The organism is Blattabacterium sp. (Blattella germanica) str. Bge (assembly GCF_000022605.2).
Taxonomy (GTDB): domain Bacteria; phylum Bacteroidota; class Bacteroidia; order Flavobacteriales; family Blattabacteriaceae; genus Blattabacterium.
In genome coordinates, this window is sequence record NC_013454.1 from 258,350 (window position 1) to 279,209 (window position 20,860).

Here is a 20,860-nt window from a genome sequence, read left to right on the forward strand (position 1 = left end):
AAATGGAAAAAATAAAGTTCTTTTTAAAAAAAAAAACTTTCTTTTTTAGAAAAAAAATATTTAATTCCAATAGAATATTTAATCGTAATACTATTTGGTTCATTATTTTGAAAAAAAATAATAAAATAGGGATAGGAGAATGTAATCCATTGTTAGAGAAATCAGTTTCAAAAAACAGATTCGAAAATGAATTGGAAAATCTCTCTAAAAGAGTAGTTTCTTTAAAAAAAACCGAAGTTCGTCATTATCATAAATATATTTCGTATTCATCCATTTTTTTTGGATTAGAACAAGCTTTTTTAAGTTTAAAAAATCAATTTCCTGTATTATATGATTCTGAATTTTTTCATGGAAAAAAAGGAATTTCTATAAACGCTTTAATATGGTTGAATTCCTTTAAAAAAAAGAATAAAGGAAGTGTTATAAAAGAAATAGAAAATAGAATTATAGAAGGCTTTTCATTTATAAAAATGAAAATTAGTGCGAATTTTTTCGATTATCAGTATTCAGTTTTAAAAAAAATTAAAAAAAAATATCCATTTATCAAAATACGTGTAGATGCAAATGGTTCTTTTGAAAACATGAAAAAAACTTTATATTGTTTAAATAAACTTTATGATTTAAGTATTATTCATTCTATAGAACAACCGATATCTTCTGGATATTGGAAAAATATGTCTAAAATCTGTAAACAATCAAAATTACCTATAGCATTAGACGAAGAATTAGAAGGAATTCATGAATTAAAAGAAAAAAAAAGATTATTGGATATTATTCATCCTGAATATGTGGTATTGAAGCCTAGTATAAATGGAGGTTTTTATGGGTCTAAAGAATGGATATTAGAAGCTAACAAGAGAAAAATTAAATGGTGGATTAGTTCTTCTTTAGAAAGTAATATTGGACTTAATGCCATTACGCAATGGACTTTTATGATGATGAGAAAACAACATTTAAAATATTCAAATGTTGACTCTCATGTTCATGGATTAAATACAGGAGTTTTGTATGTTAATAACTGGATTTCTCCTTTGGAGATTAAAGAAGGTTCTATTTGGTATAATCCATCTTTGAAATGGAAGATTTTTTTTTAAAAAAATGTGGATAGATTTTTCTTCTAAAAAAATATTGACTGATTTTTATTATAATTCTTGTAAAGAAAATTTACATTGGAAAGATTCTATTTTCTCTTTTTTAAAAAAATGGTATGATAACGAATCTGTATTGAAAGTTTCAACTTCTGGGACAACCGGATCTCCAAAAACAATATTTTTGAAAAAAAAACACATGTTTGAAAGAGCTATAAAAACTGTAGAATTTTTAAAACTTACAAAAAGAGGAGTAAGAGGATTATTATGTTTATCTCCAGATTTTATAGCGTCTAAAATGTTTTTAGTTCGTGCTATTATTTTCAAATGGAAAGTTTATTGTGTCCCTCCATCATCTAATCCTCTAAAAAATATTAAAGAATATTTTGATATCACATCTATGGTTCCCATGCAAGTTTTTTTTAGTTTAAAATATTTAGAATATGTTAAAATACTTTTAATAGGAGGATATTCTGTATCCGATTTTTTAGAAAAAAAATTACAAAATATTTCAACTATTTGTTATGAAACTTATGGAATGACAGAAACTTTAGGTCATATAGCTTTAAGAAAAATAAATGGTTCAAATAAATCTTCTTTTTATAAATCATTTCAAGATATTCATTTGAGCATAGATGAAAGAAGTTGTTTAGGAATTTTTTATCCATGTGATTCTTTTATACAAACAAATGATATCGTTTCTATGATATCTAGTGATGAGTTTACTTGTATCGGTAGATATGATAATGTTATCAACAGTGGAGGAATAAAAATTATTCCTGAATTGATAGAAAAAAACATGAATTTTTTTATTCATAGACGATTTTTTATATCTTCAATTCCAGACAAAATTTTAGGAGAAAAAATAGTATTGATCATTGAAGGATCCCCTTTTCAATTTGAGTATCCAGAATTTTTTTTCAATGGAAAAAATAAATTTTATAAACCAAAAAATATTTTTTTTATTCCTCATTTTATAGAAAATTCACTGGGAAAATTGAGGAGAAAAGAGATTATGAAAAAATTAATTCAAAAAATTAAATAAAAATACAAAGTCTACATTTTTTTATCGAAAAAAATTCTTAATTCTTGAAGAAAGGTTTTGGTATCTAAATAATTTTTTTTCTTGTTATATTTACTTCCATCAACTAATTGAAACAAATCTTTGGTCATTTTTCCAGATTCAATAAAATTGATACATGTTTTTTCCATTTTTTCAGAAAAATATTTCAAATCCATATTTTTATCTAAAAAAGCACGATGTTTCAGCCCACGAGTCCAAGAAAAAATAGAAGCAATAGGATTGGTGGAGGTTTTTTTCCTTTCTTGATATAATCTATAATGTCTAGTTATAGTTCCATGAGCTGCTTCAGATTCTAAAGTTTTTCCATCTGGAGTAAGTAAAACTGAAGTCATCATTCCTAATGACCCAAATCCTTGAGCAATACAATCAGATTGTACATCTCCATCATAATTTTTGCAAGCCCATATAAAACCTCCATTTGATTTGATTGTTTTTGCTATCATATCGTCTATCAAACGATGTTCATAAGTAATTTTTAGTTTTTTAAATTTTGATTTGTATTCACCCTCATATAAATCTTGGAAAATTTTCTTATATTTTTCATCATATGCTTTCAATATGGTATTTTTGGTAGAAAGAAACAAAGGCCATTTTTTATATATAGAATAATTAAAACAAGAACGAGCAAATCCATATATGGATTGATCCGTGTTATACATTCCCATAGCAACTCCAGGTTCTGTGAAATGGTGAATTTCAAATTTTTTTGATTTATTTTTATTGTTATCTGGAATAAAATAAATATATAATTTTCCTTTTTCCTCAACTATAAAATCAACAGCGTCATATTGATCTGCATAAGCATGTCTAGCTATGCATATGGGATTTTTCCAATTTGGAATGAAACGAGAAATATTATTAGCAATGATAGGTTCTCTGAATACAGTCCCATTAACAATATTTCGTATGGTTCCATTTGGAGATTTCCACATTTTTTTTAAATGAAATTCTTTCATTCTATTTTCATCTGGTGTTATTGTTGCGCATTTAATTCCAACATTATATTTTTTTATGGCATAAGCAGCATCTATAGTAATTTGATCATTGGTAAGATTTCTATTTTCTATTCCTAAATCGAAATAAATAATGTTTATATCTAAGTAAGGAAAAATAAAATATTTTTTGATATATTTCCACATAACTCTGGCCATTTCATCACCATCTATTTCTACTATAGGATTATTTACTTTTATTTTTTTCATGAAATTAAAAATTTAATAAAAATAATATTACATTTTTTTAGCAAAATATTTAATAACAAAAGAAATTCGTTATATTTGTGAAACGAGAATGCATTATGCATTTGGTGTCAATCTACCATCCCTTTGAATGATTCGAAGGGTTTTTTATTTTTATGGTAATGAATGAAAAATATGAAATGGAAAATTCCATCACAAGAATGTTTATCTGATCTTTCAAAAGAAATTAAATCTCCTTCTGTAGAGGAAAAATTAAAAACTCTTTCAAATTTTTTTCCAGGAAAAATAGTATTTTCAACGAGTTTTAATATTGAGGATCAGTTGATTTCTCATTTTATTTTATCAAATAAAATTCCCATAAAAATATTTACTTTAGATACAGGAAGGTTTTTTGAAGAAACTTATAAAGTTTGGGAAAATACAAATAAATTTTATGGATATTCTATTTCGGCTTATTATCCTGATCAAGAAAAATTAGAGGAATTTTTGTCAAAAAACGGACCTAATTCATTTTATAATAATGTAAAAAATAGAATAAAATGTTGTTTTTTACGAAAAGTAGAACCTTTAAAAAGAGCTTTAAAAGGAAATTTTGTATGGATTACTGGCTTGCGAGCAGAACATTCTTTGGATAGAAAAAAACTCAATTATTTGGAATGGGATTCTAAATATCACTTGATCAAATATCATCCTCTTTATAATTGGAAGTTAGAAGTTATAGAAAAAATGGTAAAAAAACATAAAGTTCCTTATAATCCTTTATACGATAAAGGTTTTTTAAGTATAGGATGTGCTCCATGCACTCGTTCTGTAAAATGTGGTGAAAGTTATAGAAGTGGACGTTGGTGGTGGGAAGATGACTCTATCAAAAAAGAATGTGGATTGCATATTAAAAAGTAATAATTCGTAATAAAAAATGACGTAACATGAATAAACATGAAAACTTATTATTTAAAAATTACTTAGAAGAATTAGAATCAGAATCCATTCATATTTATAGGGAAGTAGCAGGACAGTTTGAGAAACCATGTTTGTTATTTTCTGGAGGAAAAGACTCTATTTTATTAGTTCATTTGGCTTTAAAAGCTTTTCGACCGGGAAAAATACCATTTCCTTTAGTTCATATTGATACTGGATATAATTTTCCTGAAACATTAAAATTTAGGGATCGTCTAGTCAAAGAAATCGGAGAGGAAATTGTTATAAGAAAAGTAGAGGATACTATAATTCAAAGGAATTTATCTGAACCTAAAGGAAGATTTCCCAATAGAAATATTTTGCAATCTTATACATTAATAGATACTATTGAAGAATTTCAATTTGATGCCTGTGTTGGAGGAGGACGTCGGGATGAAGAAAAAGCAAGATCTAAAGAAAGAATTTTTTCTATTAGGAATGAGTTTGGATCCTGGGATCCAAAATTGCAAAGACCTGAATTATGGAATATTTACAACGGTAAAATACATAAAGGAGAGAACGTAAGAGTTTTTCCTATTAGCAATTGGACAGAATTAGATGTCTGGAATTATATAAAAAAGGAAAATATTTTATTGCCAGACATTTATTTTTCGCATGAAAGGAAAGCTATTAATATTCGTGGAAAATGGATGGCTGTATCTGATTTGATTAAACCGAATCCTGATGAAGTTGTTCATATCAAAAAATTACGTTATAGAACTATAGGGGATATGACTTGTACTGCAGCTATAGAGTCTACGGCCACTAATGTTGAACAAATAATTCAAGAACTTTTAGAGACTAAAATCAGTGAAAGAGGTCAAACAAGAATAGACGATTCTTTATCTGAAACAGCTATGGAAGATAGAAAAAAACAAGGATATTTTTAAAAAATTTATAATGGATACTTTAAGATTTATGACTTCAGGAAGCGTGGATAACGGGAAAAGCACTCTGATTGGTCGCTTATTGTATGACAGTCATTCTATACTTGTAGACCAATTATCTATCGTTGCAGAAAAAAGTATAAAAAAATATGGAAACAATCAAGTAAAAAAAATAGATTTATCTTTATTTACTGATGGATTAAAAGCTGAAAGAGAACAAGGAATAACTATAGATGTGGCTTATAAATATTTTTCTACATCTAAAAGAAAATTTATTATAGCGGACGCTCCAGGACATGTTCAATATACTAGAAATATGGTTACGGGAGCCTCTCATGTAGATTTAGCTATTGTTTTGATTGATGCATGTTACGGAGTAGTAGAACAAACACAAAGACATTCTCTAATTCTTGGCATGCTCAATGTTCCAAAAATTATACTTGCTGTTAATAAAATGGATTTAATTAATTATGATTATCGTATTTATAAAGCAATAGTAAGTCAGTATCAAGTAATTGCTCGTAGAGTAGGTTTAGATAATTTAGATATGATTCCAATTAGTGCTAAAAATGGAGATAATGTAGTAGATAAATCATCTCATATGAAATGGTATGATGGGCCTAGTCTTCTTTCCTTATTGGAAAATATTGTTATTCAAAAAAATACCTATTTATCAGCTTCTAGATACCCTGTTCAATATGTGATTCGTTCTAGTCATAATTTATCTCGTGGATATGCTGGAAAAATTATTAGTGGAATATATAGAAAAGGGGATGAAGTTATTGTTTATCCTTCTAAAAACCATACTATTATAAAACATATGGAAATAGGAGAAACCAAAATAAAAGAAGGATTTTCTCCCCAAAGTATAGTTATGTATTTAGAAGATGAAATAGACGTCTCTCGTGGAGATCTTATAGTGAAAAAAGATGATAATCTTCCTATTTTTTCTCAAGAATTTGAGATGATTCTTTGTTGGATGTCAAATAAACTATTAAAAGTAGGAAATAAATACTTATTTCAAATTCACAGTTTTCAAGCTTCAGTTAGAATAAAGAATATTGCTTATCGTATAGATGTGAATACTTTAAAAAGAGAAAATACACCAGATCATGCTATATTAAACGATTTGGTTAAAGTGAAAGTAAAAACATCTGTACCCGTTCCACATGATCCTTATAAAAAAATCAAAGAAAATGGATCATGCATTTTGATAGATGAAACAAGTTACTCTACAGTGGCTGCTTGTATGATTCAATAAAATTAAATAAATGTTAGATTTTTTAAATATTATTTTTGAATATAACAAAAAAAGAAATTTTTTTCCTAAAAAGAAAAAATCTGAGTTTTTTGTGGAAACTTTGTTTCATTTTCTATTTACTCCTGATAGAGAGTTTTTAAAAAATGCTATTTTATTTAAAGAGAATTACAAAAAATTGATAAATTTTTTGTACGAAATTTTTATAGAATTGAATATTGATCCAAAAAATTCTGATAATCTTTCTAGAAAATTTTTTGAGGAGGTTCCCAATATTTATAAAACATTGATAATAGATGCTAATGCTATATTGGAATCTGATCCTGCTGCTACAGTTGTAGAAGAAATTTTTCTTTCTTATCCTGGTTTTTTTGCTACTGCATTATACAGAATAGCTCATCAATTATGGATTCAGAAAATTCCAATTATTCCAAGATTGATTACAGAATATGCACATAGTAAAACCGGAGTAGATATTCATGCCTCTGCAGAAATAGGAAGTGCTTTTGCTATTGATCATGGAACTGGAATAGTTATAGGTTCCAGTACAAAAATAGGAAACAAAGTAAAAATCTATCAAGGGGTAACTTTGGGAGCTATTCATGTGGATAAAAAATTATCGAATCAAAAACGTCATCCTACTATAGAAGATCAAGTTACTATTTATGCAGGAGCTACTATTTTAGGAGGAGATACCATAGTAGGTCACGATTGTGTCATTGGAGGAAATGTTTGGTTAACACGAAGTGTTCCTCCTTTTTCTATTGTATATCAAAAAAGCGAGATAAAAATGAGAAATAATAGTCCTTTTCCTGATCCTATTGATTTTATGATAATAAAAAAAAAAAAATGAAAGTTGATAGCATTTTAAAAACTATTGGAAATACACCTCATGTTCGTCTTAAAAAATTATATCCAAATCACCGAGTTTGGATAAAATTAGAAAAAAATAATCCAGGAGGAAGTATAAAAGATAGAATTGCTCTGTCGATGATAGAAGATGCTGAACAGAAAAAAATCATTCATAAAGGAGATATAATCATAGAACCTACTTCTGGAAATACAGGAATAGGATTAGCTATGGTTTGCGCTGTAAAAGATTATCGTTTAATCTTAGTAATGCCAGAATCTATGAGTGTTGAAAGAAGAAAATTATTTTCTATTTTCGGAGCAAAATTTGTACTAACTCCAAGAGAAGAAGGAATGAAAGGTGCTATTAAAAAAGCAGAAGAACTAGTTGATACTATTCCTAATTCTTGGATGCCAAAACAATTTGATAACATATCTAATCCTAATATTCATAAAAATACAACGGCAAAAGAAATTATAAAAGCTTTTCCTGAAGGAATAGATTATTTGATTACAGGAGTTGGAACTGGAGGTCATATCACTGGAATAGGAGAAATATTAAAAAATAAATTTCCGAATATAAAAATTTTTTCCGTAGAACCAGTGGAATCTCCAGTTATATTTGGAGGAGAAGCCAATCCACATTTTTTACAAGGATTGGGAGCCGGATTTATTCCTTCTATTTTAAATGTAAAAATATTAGATGGAACTTTTTTAGTTTCTAAAGAAGAAGCATTTACTTATGTTCGTAAAATGGCAAAACAGGAAGGAATTCTTGTTGGAATTTCCACAGGTGCAGTTTTATCTGCCATAGATCAAGAATTATCGAGCTTTTCGGAAAAATCCATAATATTGACGTTGAATTATGATACTGGGGAAAGATATTTATCAGTTGATAATCTTTTTTGATGATGATAAAAAAAGTAATTTTTATTTCAGCAGGTCCAGGAGATCCTGATTTGATTACTGTCAAAGCTCTTAATCATTTAAAAAAATCAGAAATAGTTTTAGTAGATCGTCTTGTCAGTCCTGAAATCATTAAAAAATATTCTAACTATAAAAGAAAATTCATTTTTGTAGGAAAAAATTCCACACGAAGAACTTCTTTTTCTCAAAATAGGATCAATGAAATATTGATTGATTATGCTTTGAAAGGAAAATATGTAGTTAGATTAAAAGGAGGAGATGTATCTATTTTTTCCAATATTATGGATGAATTGGTGGAATTAAAAAAATATAATATTCCTTATGAAATTATTCCAGGGATTACTTCAGCTATAGGAGCTGCAGCTTATGCCGGGATACCTCTTACAGCAAGAGGATATGCATCTAGTGTCCGTTTTATTACTCTTCATAATCCAGATTCTATCAATTTCAATCAGTGGATAGATTTTATAAAAACTCAGGATACTTTGGTTTTTTATATGTGCATTAAAAAATTATATGAAATATTTGATAAACTGACAAAAAATAAAAATTATTTTGGCATGAACAAATTAGTAGCTATAATAGAACAAGCTACTACTCCAATGCAAAGAGTGTATACAAGTCATCTTTACAATTGCAAAAATTTAATAAAAGAAAAAAATAATTTTATGTCTCCTTCTTTAGTTATTGTAGGAAAAATAGTGGTTTTGCATCATTATTTTAAATGGTTTTTTAATTCTAATGTTTTAGATAAAAAAAATTATTTTGAGTGATATTTATTAATGTTCTCTTTTCTAAAATTCAATGAAATGTTATCTGAATCAAATAATAAAACATTTATTAAGTTAATAAAAGAATCTTCTCAAGAAGAGATTATTTGGATGTGTGGCTATATGTCTGGGTTATTATCTTATCAAAAATATTCTTCTGATGTTTTGGATCAAAAAGAATTAAAAAAAGAAGAAAAAATTACGTTGGTTTATGGAACAGAAACAGGAAATGCCAAAAATTTAGCTTTTGACATTTATCAAAAAGCTAAAAATAAAAAATTGCAAATGAAATTGATAAGTTTAGATCAATATCGTTTGCAAGATTTAGAAAAAGAAAATTATTTATTTGTAATAATTAGTACACATGGAGAAGGAGAACCTCCTTCTTCTGCAAAATCTTTTTTTGATTTTATTCATAAAAACCAAACAATTTGTCTAAATAACTTGAAATATAGTGTTTTAGCGTTGGGGGATAAGTCTTATTCTTACTTTTGTAAAGCTGGAGTAGATATAGATAAACGTTTGAATGATGTAGGAGGTAGAAGAATCATACCATTGTATAAATGTGATGTAGATTATGAAACAGAAGCGAATAAATGGTTTTTAGAAATTTTGAATTTTTTTACAAAAAAAAAATATAAATCAGAAAATAGAAGGGAAAGAATCTGTGGAACAATTTTTAACAATATCCTCTTAAATGATAAAGAAAGAGGATCTAATAAAGAAAATCATCATATTGAAATTTCTGTTCCAAATGAGATTCAATATCTTCCTGGTGATTCTATAGGGGTATTTCCTGAAAATCCTTCCAATGAAATACATGATATTATAAAATGGATTGATAAGAATATAAGAAACAAATTAGAAGAAAAAGAATTGAAAAACAATCTGTTTAATCTTTTTAAAAAAAAATTGAACATTTTTTGTTTATCAGATAATTTTTTAAAAAAGTATTCTTTTTTATCTGAAAAAAAAGATATTCCTTTTAATAAAAAATGGAAATTAATTGATCTTTTAAAAGAATTTCCTATAAAAAAAGAATTTTATTTAAAGGATTTAATAAAAATAATGGATCCTATTAAACCAAGATTATATTCTATCTCCTCTTCTCCTAAGGCTCATGAAAATGAAATACATATTACTGTATCTCGCCATAGTTTTCAATTTAATGGAGAAACTGTGTATGGTCATTGTTCCGATTTTTTATCCAAATTAAAGAAAGGAGATGAATTATCTTTTTTTATTTATAGAAATCAATTGTTTAGATTACCTAAAAATTCGGATAAAGATATTATTCTTATTGGACCTGGAACTGGAATAGCTCCTTTTCGTTCTTTTTTATATGAAAGAGAAGCAATGGAAGCTACAGGAAAAAATTGGTTGTTTTTTGGAGATCAACATTTTTATACAGATTTCTTATATCAAACAGAAATTCAAAGTTGGAAAACTAAAGGAATTCTTAATCGTGTCAGTCTTTCTTTTTCAAGAGATCAAAAGAATAAAAAAATATATGTACAAGATAAAATATGGGAAAATCGTATAGAATTCTTTTCATGGATAAAAAATGGAGCATACGTTTATGTTTGTGGAAAAAAAACTCCTATGAGTGTAGATGTTGAAAAAATGATCTATCGTGTCATAGATGAAGTAGGAGGATGTGATCCAGAATTTTTTATAAAAAAAATGAAAAAAGATGGAAGATATTTAAAAGACGTATACTAAAAAAAATTGATGGAAAATTAAATTTTGTAGAGATGAAAACATCTAGTCGTATAACAAAAGAAGAAAAAATAAAAAAAGAAAGCATAGGACTTAGAGGAACCATTTTAAATAGTTTACTAGATGAATTATCTGGAGGCCTTTATGATAAAGATCAAGTAATTATTAAATTTCATGGTTTATATCAACAAGATGATAGAGATGTTAGAGAAGATCGATCAAAAAAGAAATTAGAAAGGTTATATTCTTTTATGATCCGTTTAAGAATTCCAGGAGGTTTTATTAATCATAAACAATGGATAGCAATTCATAATATTTCAGAAGAAAATTCAACTGGAGTTATAAAAATAACTACAAGACAAACAATTCAATTACATGGATTGATAAAATCTAAGATAAGACCAACTATTCAATCTTTTAATATTCATAAATTGGATTCTATTGCTACCTGTGGAGATGTTAATAGAAATGTAGTATGCAGTACCTACATAGATAACAAATACTCTCGTGAAGAAATTTTGAATTATGCTACTAAAATTAGTAATGTGTTGCTTCCTAAAACAAGAGCTTATTATGAAATTTGGTTAAATGCAAAAAAAATATATGAAAAAAAAGAGGAAAAAGATTCTCTTTACAAAGAGACTTATTTACCTAGAAAATTCAAAATAGCTATAGCTATTCCTCCTAATAATGATGTAGATGTTTTTGCTAATGATATAGGTTTAATTGCTATTCTTGATAAGAAATCTAAAAATTTAAAAGGCTTTAATATATCTGTAGGAGGGGGGTTATCTACTACTCATGGAAATTCTAAAACTTATTCTAGGTTAGGAACTATAATTGGATTTTCCGATTCTGAAAATAAAATATTAAAAATAATATATGAAATTTTAACTATTCAACGTGATTATGGAAATAGAGGCGATCGTAAATTAGCTCGTTTAAAATATACTATAGATAATTATGGAATCAATTGGTTTAAAAATGAATTAGAAAATAGAATTGGATTTTCTTTAGAAAAAGAAAAACCTTTTCTTTTTACAGAAAGACGTGATTATTTTGGTTGGATTCAGGATAATCAAAAATTATGGAATTATACATTTTTTATAGAAAATGGATTAATTTTTGACAATAAAAACTTAAAATTAAAATCTGCTTTGCTAAAAATAGCAAAACATGAAATATGTAGTTTTTCATTCACTTGTAATCAAAATTTGACATTAACTCATATTGATGAAAAAAATAAAAATAAAATACAATCTATTCTCTTAGAATATGGAATTCATGATTACATGAATCAGTTGTCTTTTATAAGAAAAAATTCTATGGCTTGCGTTGCTTTTAATACATGTCCTCTAGCCTTAGCAGAAGGACAACGTTATTTGCCTAGTTTGATATCTAAAATAGAAATTATTTTGAAGAAATATAAATTGGAAAAAGAAGATATAATTATTCGTATGACCGGATGTCCTAATGGTTGTTCTCGTCCTTATTTAGCTGAAATTGGATTAATAGGAGTTTCTTATGGAAAATATAATCTCTATTTAGGTGCTAATCATGAAGGAACACGTTTGAATAAACTCTACAAAAAAAATATGGATGAATCTTCTATTTTAAAAGAACTTGATTTAATTTTTAGTTGTTTTCAAACAGAAAAGTTTTCAGGAGAAAGATTTGGAAATTTTTCTATTAGAAAAAAATGGGTAGTTTAATAATTTGTGATGATAAATAAAGACAACAATAAATTGTTTCCTATTTTTTTACATTTAGAAAAACTTTCTCTTTTAATTATTGGTGGAGGAAAAACTGCTTTAGAAAAATTAAATGTTATATTAAAGAATAGTCCTGATACAAAAATCAATTTAATAGCAGATCAAATAGATCATAAAATTTATAAAATTGCTAAACTATTCAGAGTTATAAGATTAACTAAAAAATTTTATGTTTCTTCTGATTTGGAAAATGTGGACGTTATTATTATTGCTGTAAATGATCCTATTTTAAGTGAAAAAATAAAAAAAGATGCAAAAAAAATGCATAGATTAGTCAATGTCCCAGATGTTCCTGATCTTTGTGATTTTTATATGGGATCTATTGTACAAAAAGGGAATTTAAAGATAGCTATTTCTACTAATGGAAAATCTCCTACAATAGCTAAACGTTTGAAAGAAATTTTTATAGATGTGTTACCACATGAACTAGATGATGTTTTGATAAATATGTATCAAATACGAAAAAAATTAAAAGGAAATTTTGAATATAAAGTGAAAATGCTCAATTCAATAACTGAAAAATGGTTGATGGATAGAACCTCATTGAAAAAAAAAGAGTTACAAAAAATTTAATAAAGTATTTGCCTTTTATAATAGGATTTATTATAATTATGAGTTATTTTTTACATGTTTTAACAAAAAGTATTTTTTATCAAAAAATATTGGATCATTTGAATCAAAGTTTTTTGTATCTAATGTTTACGGGTTTTTTTGCACAACTTGTTGATGGAGCTATAGGAATGGGGTATGGATTAACTTGTACAACTATACTACTTTCTTTAGGAATTCCTCTTCCTTCAATAAGTGCTAGTATACACACGGCGGAGATATTTTCTAGTGGAATATCTGGATTTAGTCACTATAAAATGGGAAATGTAAATAAAAAATTATTTAAGATATTGCTTATCCCAGGAGTTTTAGGTTCTATTATTGGAGCTTTTTTACTTTCTAAATTTGGAGAATATTACGCTTTTTATATTAAACCAATGTTAGCATCTTATACTTTTTTTTTGGGAGTGAAAATTTTGTTAAAAACATGGAAAAAAGATCATCAAAAAACTAAAAAAATAGGATGGCTTGCGGGATGTGGAGGTTTTTTAGATTCTTTTGTAGGTGGAGGATGGGGTCCTTTTGTTACTAGTACTTTAATATCAAAGGGAAGAACTCCAAAATATGTTATAGGATCGGTTAGTTTATCTGAATTTTTTGTAACTTTTTCAAGTGCTTTAACTTTTTTTTCTTTATTGGGAATAAACTACTGGAAAATAGTTTTTGGATTAGTTTTTGGAGGTTTATTTGCAGCTCCTTTAGCCGCAAAAATATCCGGTAAACTTCCTATAAAAATAATGTGTTTTTCTATAGGAATTTTGGTAATTATATGGAGCGTGAGAATTTTATACAATTGTTTTTCAATTGAGTTTTTTGTTTAATAAAATAATTTTTTCGACAATTTTTTTATCCATCTTATATTTAGATTCTTTAGTCCATCCAGCAATATGTGGGGTTAATATGATTTTATTAGAATGAATCATCTCAAAAAAATTCTTAGGAAGTTTATGATGATGAAAAATATTTTCAAAAGAAAAATTTTCATACTCTAATACATCTAAACAGGCTCCATGTATCTTTCCGTCTTTTAATGCTTTGATTAAATGATTTGTAATAACACATCCTCCACGAGAAGTATTTATGAAATAAAAAGGTTTGCAAAATTTTTTTATAAAATCATAATTAATCATTCCTTTTGTTTCTTTTGTATAAGGAACATGCAAACTAATTATATCTGATTTTTTAAAAATTGTACTCATGTCTACTTGTTTTGCATAAGCATCCCCAATTTTAGGCAAAATATCATAACATAATATTTTGGCATCAAATCCTGAAAGTTTTTTTGCAAAAGCTTTTCCAGTATTTCCATATCCAATAATTCCTATTGTTTTTTCCATAATTTCCATTCCTCTATTATTTTCTCTATACCATTTTCCTTTTTTGATTTGTTGATGAGATCTAAGAATATGGTTCATGGCACATAAAAGCATTCCTATAGCATGTTCTGCTACAGCATCTTTATTTCCTTCTGGAGAAGAAATCAAAACAATCCCTTTTTTTAAAACATAATCTGTATCTATATTCTCTATTCCAGATCCGATTCTGGCTATAAATTTTAAGTTTTTAGCTTTCTTAATAAATTTTTTATCTATTTTTAGTCTGCTTCTTAAAATTAAACCATCATATACAAATGGATCAATTTCATTGGTTGAATCATAATAATTTTCATCACAAATAAATCCTTCTTTTTTTAGTTTGTATATAATAAAAGGATGATTTTTTTCTAAAATTAATATTCTTTTGATCATATATCATTTATCGTAATCCTTGTTATTTTCTTTATTTAAATTATCATTAATATTCATAATTTCTTTTAAAGAGTTTTTGTTTTCTTTTTCCTCGTTTATAATCACATTTTCTTCTTTAAAAACATGATTTTCTTCACACTGATCCCAGTGATATTGATAATTTTTAGGTTTATGAAAAAATAATTGATCCTGATAAATCAGATTAATATCTTTATATATACTTTTCATATAATAAGCCCATATAGGCAAAGCCATATTTGCTCCTTGTCCAAATTGAATATTCTCAAAATGAGAAAATCGATCTTCCCAACCTACCCAAACTCCAGTAGTTAAATTTGGAACCATTCCTATGAACCACCCGTCTGAGTTTTCATTTGTTGTTCCAGTTTTTCCTGCTATATCTCCTATAAAATTGTATTTTTGCAATCTTTTAGCTGTTCCATATTTAACAACTCCTTGCATGAGTTTTAACATGATATATGCTACTTCCTCACTAAAAACTTGTCTTTTCCCAATCTCTGTATTTTCTTTGATTATATTTCCGTTTTCATCCTCTATTTTTACCAAAATAGAGGGTTTTACATAAAATCCATAATTAGTAAATGTATTAAATGCTCCTGTCATTTCATACAATGTTAAATCTGCAGATCCAAGCGCTATAGATGGATGTTCAGGAATCATAGATTTAATTCCCATTTTTCTTGCTAAATTAATTACTGGACCTGGAGTCATTTGTGATATCAATCTAGCTGAAATCGTATTGACAGATAAAGCTAAACCATCTTTTAATGTTAAAAACCCTCCATATTTTCCATTGGAATTTCTAGGACTCCATTTTCCTAAATGAAATTTTTCATTTGAAATTTTAGTGCAAGGATTATAATGTAATTCATTAATAGCAGTGGCATATAAAATAGGTTTGAAAACAGAACCAACTTGACGTTGTGTTTGTGCTACATGATCATATTGAAAATAGTTAAAATCTATTCCTCCTACCCATGCTTTTATAAAACCCGTAGATGGTTCTATAGATAACAAACCAGCTTGAATAATGCTTTTTTGATAACGAATAAAATCCCATGGGGAAATTAATACTTTTTTAGGACCATTCCAAGTAAATAATTTTATGGATTGTGGTTTTTGAAATTTTTTAAAAATTTGATCTTCTGCTAATCCTTTTTGTTTCAAATCTTGATAAAGAGGAGTTCTATGCATAGCAGATATTAATATTCTTTTTGTTTTTTCTTGAGAAATATTCAAAAATGGGGCGTTTTTATTTTTTTTTTGTAAATGATTGAATAAAATTTGCAATTTACTGAGATGTTTTCTGACTGCTTTTTCAGCATAATCTTGCATTCTTGCATCAATGGATGTATATATTTTTAATCCGCTAGAATAAAGATTCAATTTTTGTCCAGTTTTATTTTCATGTTCATCTAAAGCTTCTTGAATTTCTTTTTTTAAAAATTCACCATAATAAGTAAGTAATTCAAAATCTCGTTTTTGTATTTTAAAATTAATTTTTATAGGTTTTTCTAATTCTTTTTCATATCTATATGTATTTAAAAAATTATATTTTTTCATTTGATATAGAACTAAATTTCTTTGTTTTTTTGCTCTTTCAGGGTAATTTTTAGCATTATATAAAGAAGGATTCTCTAACATTCCAACCAACGTAGCACATTCTCCTAAATTCAGTTCAGAAGCTTTTTTATTGAAATAAGTGTGAGCTGCTGTTTCTATACCTTTTGCATTATATAAAAAATCGAATTTATTATAATACATTGTAATAATTTCTTCTTTTGTATAACGTTTTTCTAGCTCAATGGCCATGACCCATTCTAAAAGTTTTTGATGAATTCTTTGGAGTTTATTTTTTGCTGATGCTCCTGTAAAAAGAAGTTTTGCCAATTGTTGAGATATAGTGCTGCCACCTCCTTTTTTTCCTAGTGAAAGAATTGCTCTAAGTAGAGATTTAGCGTCAATTCCAGAATGATATTTAAAACGAATATCTTCTTTTGCAATTAAAGCATTGACAAGATCTTTTGGAAGTTGTTTATAAGTAATTAAAGTTCTATTTTCAGAAAAAAATCTACCCAATAGAATTCCATTAGAATCATATACCTCTGACCCTACTTCCATAGTAGGGGTTTCTATATCTTTAGTTCCAGGTAAAGCTCCTAAATAACCTTTAGAAGCAGCATAAAAAATCACGAATATAGTACTTATTCCTATAAAAAATAAAAACCAAAAATAAAAAATAAGTATACGAAAAGAAGAATTTTTTTTTATACTTTTTTTATACACGCAAAAAAATTATTTTTATTAGTATAGAATTATATAGACAAATCTTTAAATGTTAATTCTGTCTTATGAATGACATTAATTGTTGATAATTCCTCTAGAGGAGGCGCTATTTGATTTTTTTTATTTTTTTCTAAGATTTCTTTAATTTTTTTTACTTCTATTCTAAACCAAGTATTTGGATTTTTAACATAAGAAAACCACATTTTTTTTTTGAAAACATCAATTTTCATACATTGAGCAATTCCTTTTTCTGTGTATATTTTGCTGTTAAAATCCGGAAAATCTTTTAGAGAAGTTAAATAGGCATCTAATTCATAATTCAGACAACACTTCAATTTACTACATTGTCCAGTTAATTTTTGAATGTTTATGGAAAGTTGTTGATATTTTGCAGAATTAGTCGTTACACTTTTAAAATTTTTTAACCAAGTAGAACAACAAAGTTCGCGGCCACAAGAACCGATTCCTCCGATTTTTGCAGCTTCCTGTCTATATCCTATTTGACGCATTTCTATACGTGTGTGAAAATGTAAAGCTAATTCTTTAATTAATTTTCTAAAATCAACTCTATTTTCAGCTGTATAATAGAAAATAGCTTTTTCTCCATCTCCTTGATACTCTACATCACAAATTTTCATAGAAATATTTAAATTTTTTGCAATTTTTTTAGCCTTTGAAAGAATTTTAAATTCTTTTTTTCTGAAAGATTTCCAAATATTTATTTCTTTATATGTTGACTTTCTATATATTTTTTTTAGAATCTCTATATTCTTATTTCTGAGTTGTAATTTGACTAATTCGCCAGTTAAAATGACTGTACCTACATCATACCCCATTCCGGATTTTGATTCTACAGTCACAATGTCTCCTTTACAAAGAGATATTTTTTCTTGATTCAAAAAGAATTCTTTTCTATCATTTTTAAATCGTACTTCCACAATATCATGTTTATGATATTCAAAAGGAGATTGAATATTAGACAACCAGTCTAATCCATTTAGATTGTAGCATTTAACAAAAGAATTTTTCTTTTTATCACATTTATTTTTTAAACAATCAGAACATGATTTGTTCATTATTCGAATAACTTTTAATTTTTTAAATTTTTTAATAATTAAATTAATAAATATATAAAAAAATTATTATGAATAACAATGAAAAAAATGAAAAAATAGCAGTATTTCCTGGTTCTTTTGATCCCATAACTTTGGGACATTGTGATATTATTATTAGGGCTTTAAATTTGTTTGATAAAATTATTATAGCTGTTGGAAAAAATTTTGAAAAAAAAAATATGTTTTCTCTTCAAAAAAGAAAGGAATGGATTCGAAAAACTTTTTTTGATTTTCCCTATAAACACAAAATAGAAATAGATTCATTTAATGGATTAACTATTTCTTTTTGTATAAAAAAAAAAGCTAAATTTTTGTTAAGAGGAATTAGAAATCAATTTGACTTTGAATTTGAAAAAGACATATTGTTTGCTAATAAAAAATTAGATAAAACAAACCTCATTGAAACAGTATATCTTTTTTCTTCTTATGAAAAATCTCACATTTGTTCTTCTGTTGTAAGAGACATTATGAAAAATGGAGGAGATTATACCTTATTTGTTCCTACTTCTGTAAAAATAGAATAATTGTATCAATTGATATTATGATCTATCCAATCAAGAACAATTTGTTTTTTTTCCATATTTACATCTATAAGTCTTACTTTTACTTTATCTCCTAAGTGATAAATTCTTCTTTTTTTTTTTCCAATTATACTGTAATTATTTGAATTGAGAATGTAAGAATCTTCTTTAATATCACAGAATCGGACCATTCCTTCTGTTTGAAATAGGAGTAAATCAATGTAAATACTCCAATCAGTGAATCCTGTAATAATACCATAAAATTCTTTTCCTAAAAATTTTTTGATATATTTTACTTGTATATATTTTAGAAATTCTCTTTCTGCATCTATAGCTAAACGTTCTTTATAACTGCAATATTGAGACTGTTTTTCATAAAATTCCATTGTTTTTAATTTGTATGTATTTTTTTTATTTTTGAGAGGATTGTGTGTGTTTATTAATAAATAATAGTGTAATAAACGATGAGCTATGATATCTGAATATCTCCTTATAGGAGAAGTAAAATGAGTATAATAAAAAAAAGATAATCCATAATGTCCTATATTTTTCGTGGAATATTTAGCTTTACTCATAGAACGAAGAATCAAATTTTCAATCATATTTTGTTCTGGTTTTCCTTTAATTTTTTTTAATAAACAATTAATAGAAGTTTTTAAATTCTTAAAATCTAAAAAATAACCTAAAGGTTCTATAATTTTTTTGATCAAAAAAATTTTTTGAAAATCTGGCTTATCATGTACTCTGTAAATAAAAAGTCTATTGGAAGGATTTCCATTAAAATTTAAACTGACAAACTCTGAAATTTTTCTATTAGCCAATAACATAAATTCTTCTATTAACCGATGAGCATCATTATTTTTTTCTAAATGTAAAGATATTGGATTCTTTTTTTCATCTAAATGAAATTTAACTTCAACTGTTTCAAGATCAATTGATCCATTTTTTAATCTTTTTTTTGTTAATATTTTAGATAAAAAGAATAAAGTATAAATTTCTTCGTAAAAATCTCCTTTTTTCTTATCTATAATTTTTTGAACTTCTTCATATGTAAATCTTTTATTAGATCGTATAATTGTTTTCCCAAACCAACTTTTCAGGATTTCTCCTTGACTATCTATATTAAAAATATAAGAAAAACTTAATTTGTCTTCCTTAGGTTGTAAGGAACAAAGATCATTTGATAATATTTTTGGAAGCATAGGAATTACTTTTCCTACAAAATAAATAGATGTAGAACGTGAATATGCTTCTTTATCTAATAAACTTCCTTCTTCGACATAATGAGAAACATCGGATATATGGACTCCTATTTCCCAAATATCATCATTTAATTTTCTAATTGATAATGCATCATCAAAATCTTTGGCGTTTAATGGATCTATAGTAAAAGTGTTAATATTTCGCATATCTCTTCTTATACTTTTATCTGAAATTTTTCTTGAAAAAATCTTTTGAGCTTCATTTTCTACTTCTTTGGAAAATTCGTAGTGTATTCCATATTCTTCCAATAATGAAAAAATTTCAGTTTTGTATTCTCCTGATTTTCCAAAAATTTTGATAATTTTTCCTAAAGGATTTTTAAGTTCTTTAGGCCATGATATAATTTGAACCATAACTTTATCATTGTGATGATATTTTTTCAATTTTTCATCATCTATTGGAATCAAAATATCGACATGAATACTATTATTGTATACAATGACCGATCCAAACTTAGAGTTTGATTGAATATTCAATATTCCAATAAAATTTTTGGTTTTTCTTTGAATAATTTTCAATACTTCTCCTTCTATTTTTATTCCTTTTTTTTTATTCAACTTAATTTTCACTAAGTCTCCTTCTAAAGCTCGATTTGTTTTATTTTTTGGAATAAAAATATCTTTTTGAAATCCTTCTGCATTGACAAATGCATATCCATGACTAGTAATATTAATCAATCCAGTAGCAAAATGATGATGATTGTTTTTTTTTTATTTTTTTTTCTTGATTTCATGATAACAAAACATGTCTATCTATAAATATAAAAGTCTAAAAAATCTACAATCTA

General features: G+C 26.3%; 17 protein-coding genes and 1 pseudogene. 13 read left to right on the forward strand and 5 right to left on the reverse strand.

All coding sequences use genetic code 11. The features are described from left to right. The first annotated feature begins 2 nt into the window (after window positions 1-2). Entirely contained in the window at window positions 3-1,094 is a 1,092-nt protein-coding gene (locus tag BLBBGE_RS01325) for an enolase C-terminal domain-like protein (protein WP_226989465.1), read from the forward strand. A 4-nt stretch (window positions 1,095-1,098) separates the two neighbouring features. Beyond that, the gene (locus BLBBGE_RS01330) at window positions 1,099-2,133 is read left to right on the forward strand and encodes an AMP-binding protein (protein WP_012840807.1); all 1,035 of its coding nucleotides are present in this window, start codon (window positions 1,099-1,101) and stop codon (window positions 2,131-2,133) included. 11 nt (window positions 2,134-2,144) lie between these two features. On the opposite strand, the gene BLBBGE_RS01335 is transcribed toward BLBBGE_RS01330, so the two are convergent. Beyond that, the gene (locus tag BLBBGE_RS01335) at window positions 2,145-3,374 is read right to left on the reverse strand and encodes an NADP-dependent isocitrate dehydrogenase (RefSeq protein WP_012840808.1); all 1,230 of its coding nucleotides are present in this window, start codon (window positions 3,372-3,374) and stop codon (window positions 2,145-2,147) included. Window positions 3,375-3,545: 171 nt separating this feature from the next. Here BLBBGE_RS01335 and BLBBGE_RS01340 point away from each other — a divergent pair, with 171 nt between their 5' ends. From BLBBGE_RS01340 to BLBBGE_RS03140, 10 genes are read left to right on the forward strand one after another with little or no spacing between them, the layout of a single operon-like run. Then, window positions 3,546-4,271: a phosphoadenylyl-sulfate reductase gene (locus BLBBGE_RS01340; RefSeq protein WP_041936755.1), complete on the forward strand. Its 726-nt coding sequence runs from the start codon at window positions 3,546-3,548 to the stop codon at window positions 4,269-4,271. A 26-nt stretch (window positions 4,272-4,297) separates the two neighbouring features. Beyond that, complete coding sequence (gene cysD, locus BLBBGE_RS01345; RefSeq protein WP_012840810.1) at window positions 4,298-5,218, forward strand: sulfate adenylyltransferase subunit CysD; 921 nt, start codon at window positions 4,298-4,300, stop codon at window positions 5,216-5,218. A 10-nt stretch (window positions 5,219-5,228) separates the two neighbouring features. Further along, entirely contained in the window at window positions 5,229-6,476 is a 1,248-nt protein-coding gene (locus tag BLBBGE_RS01350) for a GTP-binding protein (RefSeq protein WP_012840811.1), read from the forward strand. 10 nt (window positions 6,477-6,486) lie between these two features. Beyond that, on the forward strand, window positions 6,487-7,326 hold the full coding sequence (locus BLBBGE_RS01355; RefSeq protein ID WP_012840812.1) for a serine O-acetyltransferase: 840 nt from the start codon (window positions 6,487-6,489) through the stop codon (window positions 7,324-7,326). Beyond that, window positions 7,323-8,231, forward strand: a complete 909-nt coding sequence (cysK, locus tag BLBBGE_RS01360) for a cysteine synthase A (RefSeq protein ID WP_012840813.1) — start codon at window positions 7,323-7,325, stop codon at window positions 8,229-8,231. The genes BLBBGE_RS01355 and cysK overlap by 4 nt, the downstream gene beginning before the upstream one ends. Before the next feature lie 2 nt (window positions 8,232-8,233). After that, complete coding sequence (cobA, locus tag BLBBGE_RS01365) at window positions 8,234-9,022, forward strand: uroporphyrinogen-III C-methyltransferase (RefSeq protein ID WP_226989466.1); 789 nt, start codon at window positions 8,234-8,236, stop codon at window positions 9,020-9,022. 9 nt (window positions 9,023-9,031) lie between these two features. After that, on the forward strand, window positions 9,032-10,741 hold the full coding sequence (locus tag BLBBGE_RS01370) for a flavodoxin domain-containing protein (protein ID WP_226989467.1): 1,710 nt from the start codon (window positions 9,032-9,034) through the stop codon (window positions 10,739-10,741). A gap of 32 nt (window positions 10,742-10,773) precedes the next feature. Then, the gene (locus BLBBGE_RS01375; protein WP_012840816.1) at window positions 10,774-12,450 is read left to right on the forward strand and encodes an NADPH-dependent assimilatory sulfite reductase hemoprotein subunit; all 1,677 of its coding nucleotides are present in this window, start codon (window positions 10,774-10,776) and stop codon (window positions 12,448-12,450) included. Between the two features lie 9 nt (window positions 12,451-12,459). Continuing rightward, on the forward strand, window positions 12,460-13,083 hold the full coding sequence (locus BLBBGE_RS03135; RefSeq protein ID WP_012840817.1) for a bifunctional precorrin-2 dehydrogenase/sirohydrochlorin ferrochelatase: 624 nt from the start codon (window positions 12,460-12,462) through the stop codon (window positions 13,081-13,083). Window positions 13,084-13,121: 38 nt separating this feature from the next. Beyond that, window positions 13,122-13,940 carry a sulfite exporter TauE/SafE family protein gene (locus BLBBGE_RS03140; RefSeq protein WP_149030172.1) on the forward strand — a complete coding sequence of 273 codons (819 nt, stop codon included), beginning with the start codon at window positions 13,122-13,124 and terminating at the stop codon, window positions 13,938-13,940. Here BLBBGE_RS03140 and BLBBGE_RS01385 read toward each other — a convergent pair. The 3 genes from BLBBGE_RS01385 to ricT are packed head-to-tail and all read right to left on the reverse strand — an operon-like array spanning window position 13,920 to window position 18,250. After that, a complete protein-coding gene (locus BLBBGE_RS01385; RefSeq protein ID WP_012840819.1) occupies window positions 13,920-14,867 on the reverse strand; it encodes a 2-hydroxyacid dehydrogenase in 948 nt (315 codons plus the stop codon). The two genes, BLBBGE_RS03140 and BLBBGE_RS01385, sit on opposite strands and share 21 nt — an antisense overlap. A gap of 3 nt (window positions 14,868-14,870) precedes the next feature. Next, window positions 14,871-17,174, reverse strand: a complete 2,304-nt coding sequence (locus tag BLBBGE_RS01390; RefSeq protein ID WP_012840820.1) for a transglycosylase domain-containing protein — start codon at window positions 17,172-17,174, stop codon at window positions 14,871-14,873. 29 nt (window positions 17,175-17,203) lie between these two features. Next, window positions 17,204-18,250 carry a regulatory iron-sulfur-containing complex subunit RicT gene (gene ricT / locus BLBBGE_RS01395; protein WP_012840821.1) on the reverse strand — a complete coding sequence of 349 codons (1,047 nt, stop codon included), beginning with the start codon at window positions 18,248-18,250 and terminating at the stop codon, window positions 17,204-17,206. A 68-nt stretch (window positions 18,251-18,318) separates the two neighbouring features. On the opposite strand from ricT, the gene coaD reads away from it, so the two are divergent. After that, on the forward strand, window positions 18,319-18,813 hold the full coding sequence (gene coaD / locus BLBBGE_RS01400) for a pantetheine-phosphate adenylyltransferase (protein ID WP_012840822.1): 495 nt from the start codon (window positions 18,319-18,321) through the stop codon (window positions 18,811-18,813). A 5-nt stretch (window positions 18,814-18,818) separates the two neighbouring features. Here the strand turns inward: coaD and rnr are convergent. Continuing rightward, a pseudogene (gene rnr / locus BLBBGE_RS01405) lies at window positions 18,819-20,762 on the reverse strand (ribonuclease R); the annotation flags it as partial. Window positions 20,763-20,860: the final 98 nt, after the last annotated feature.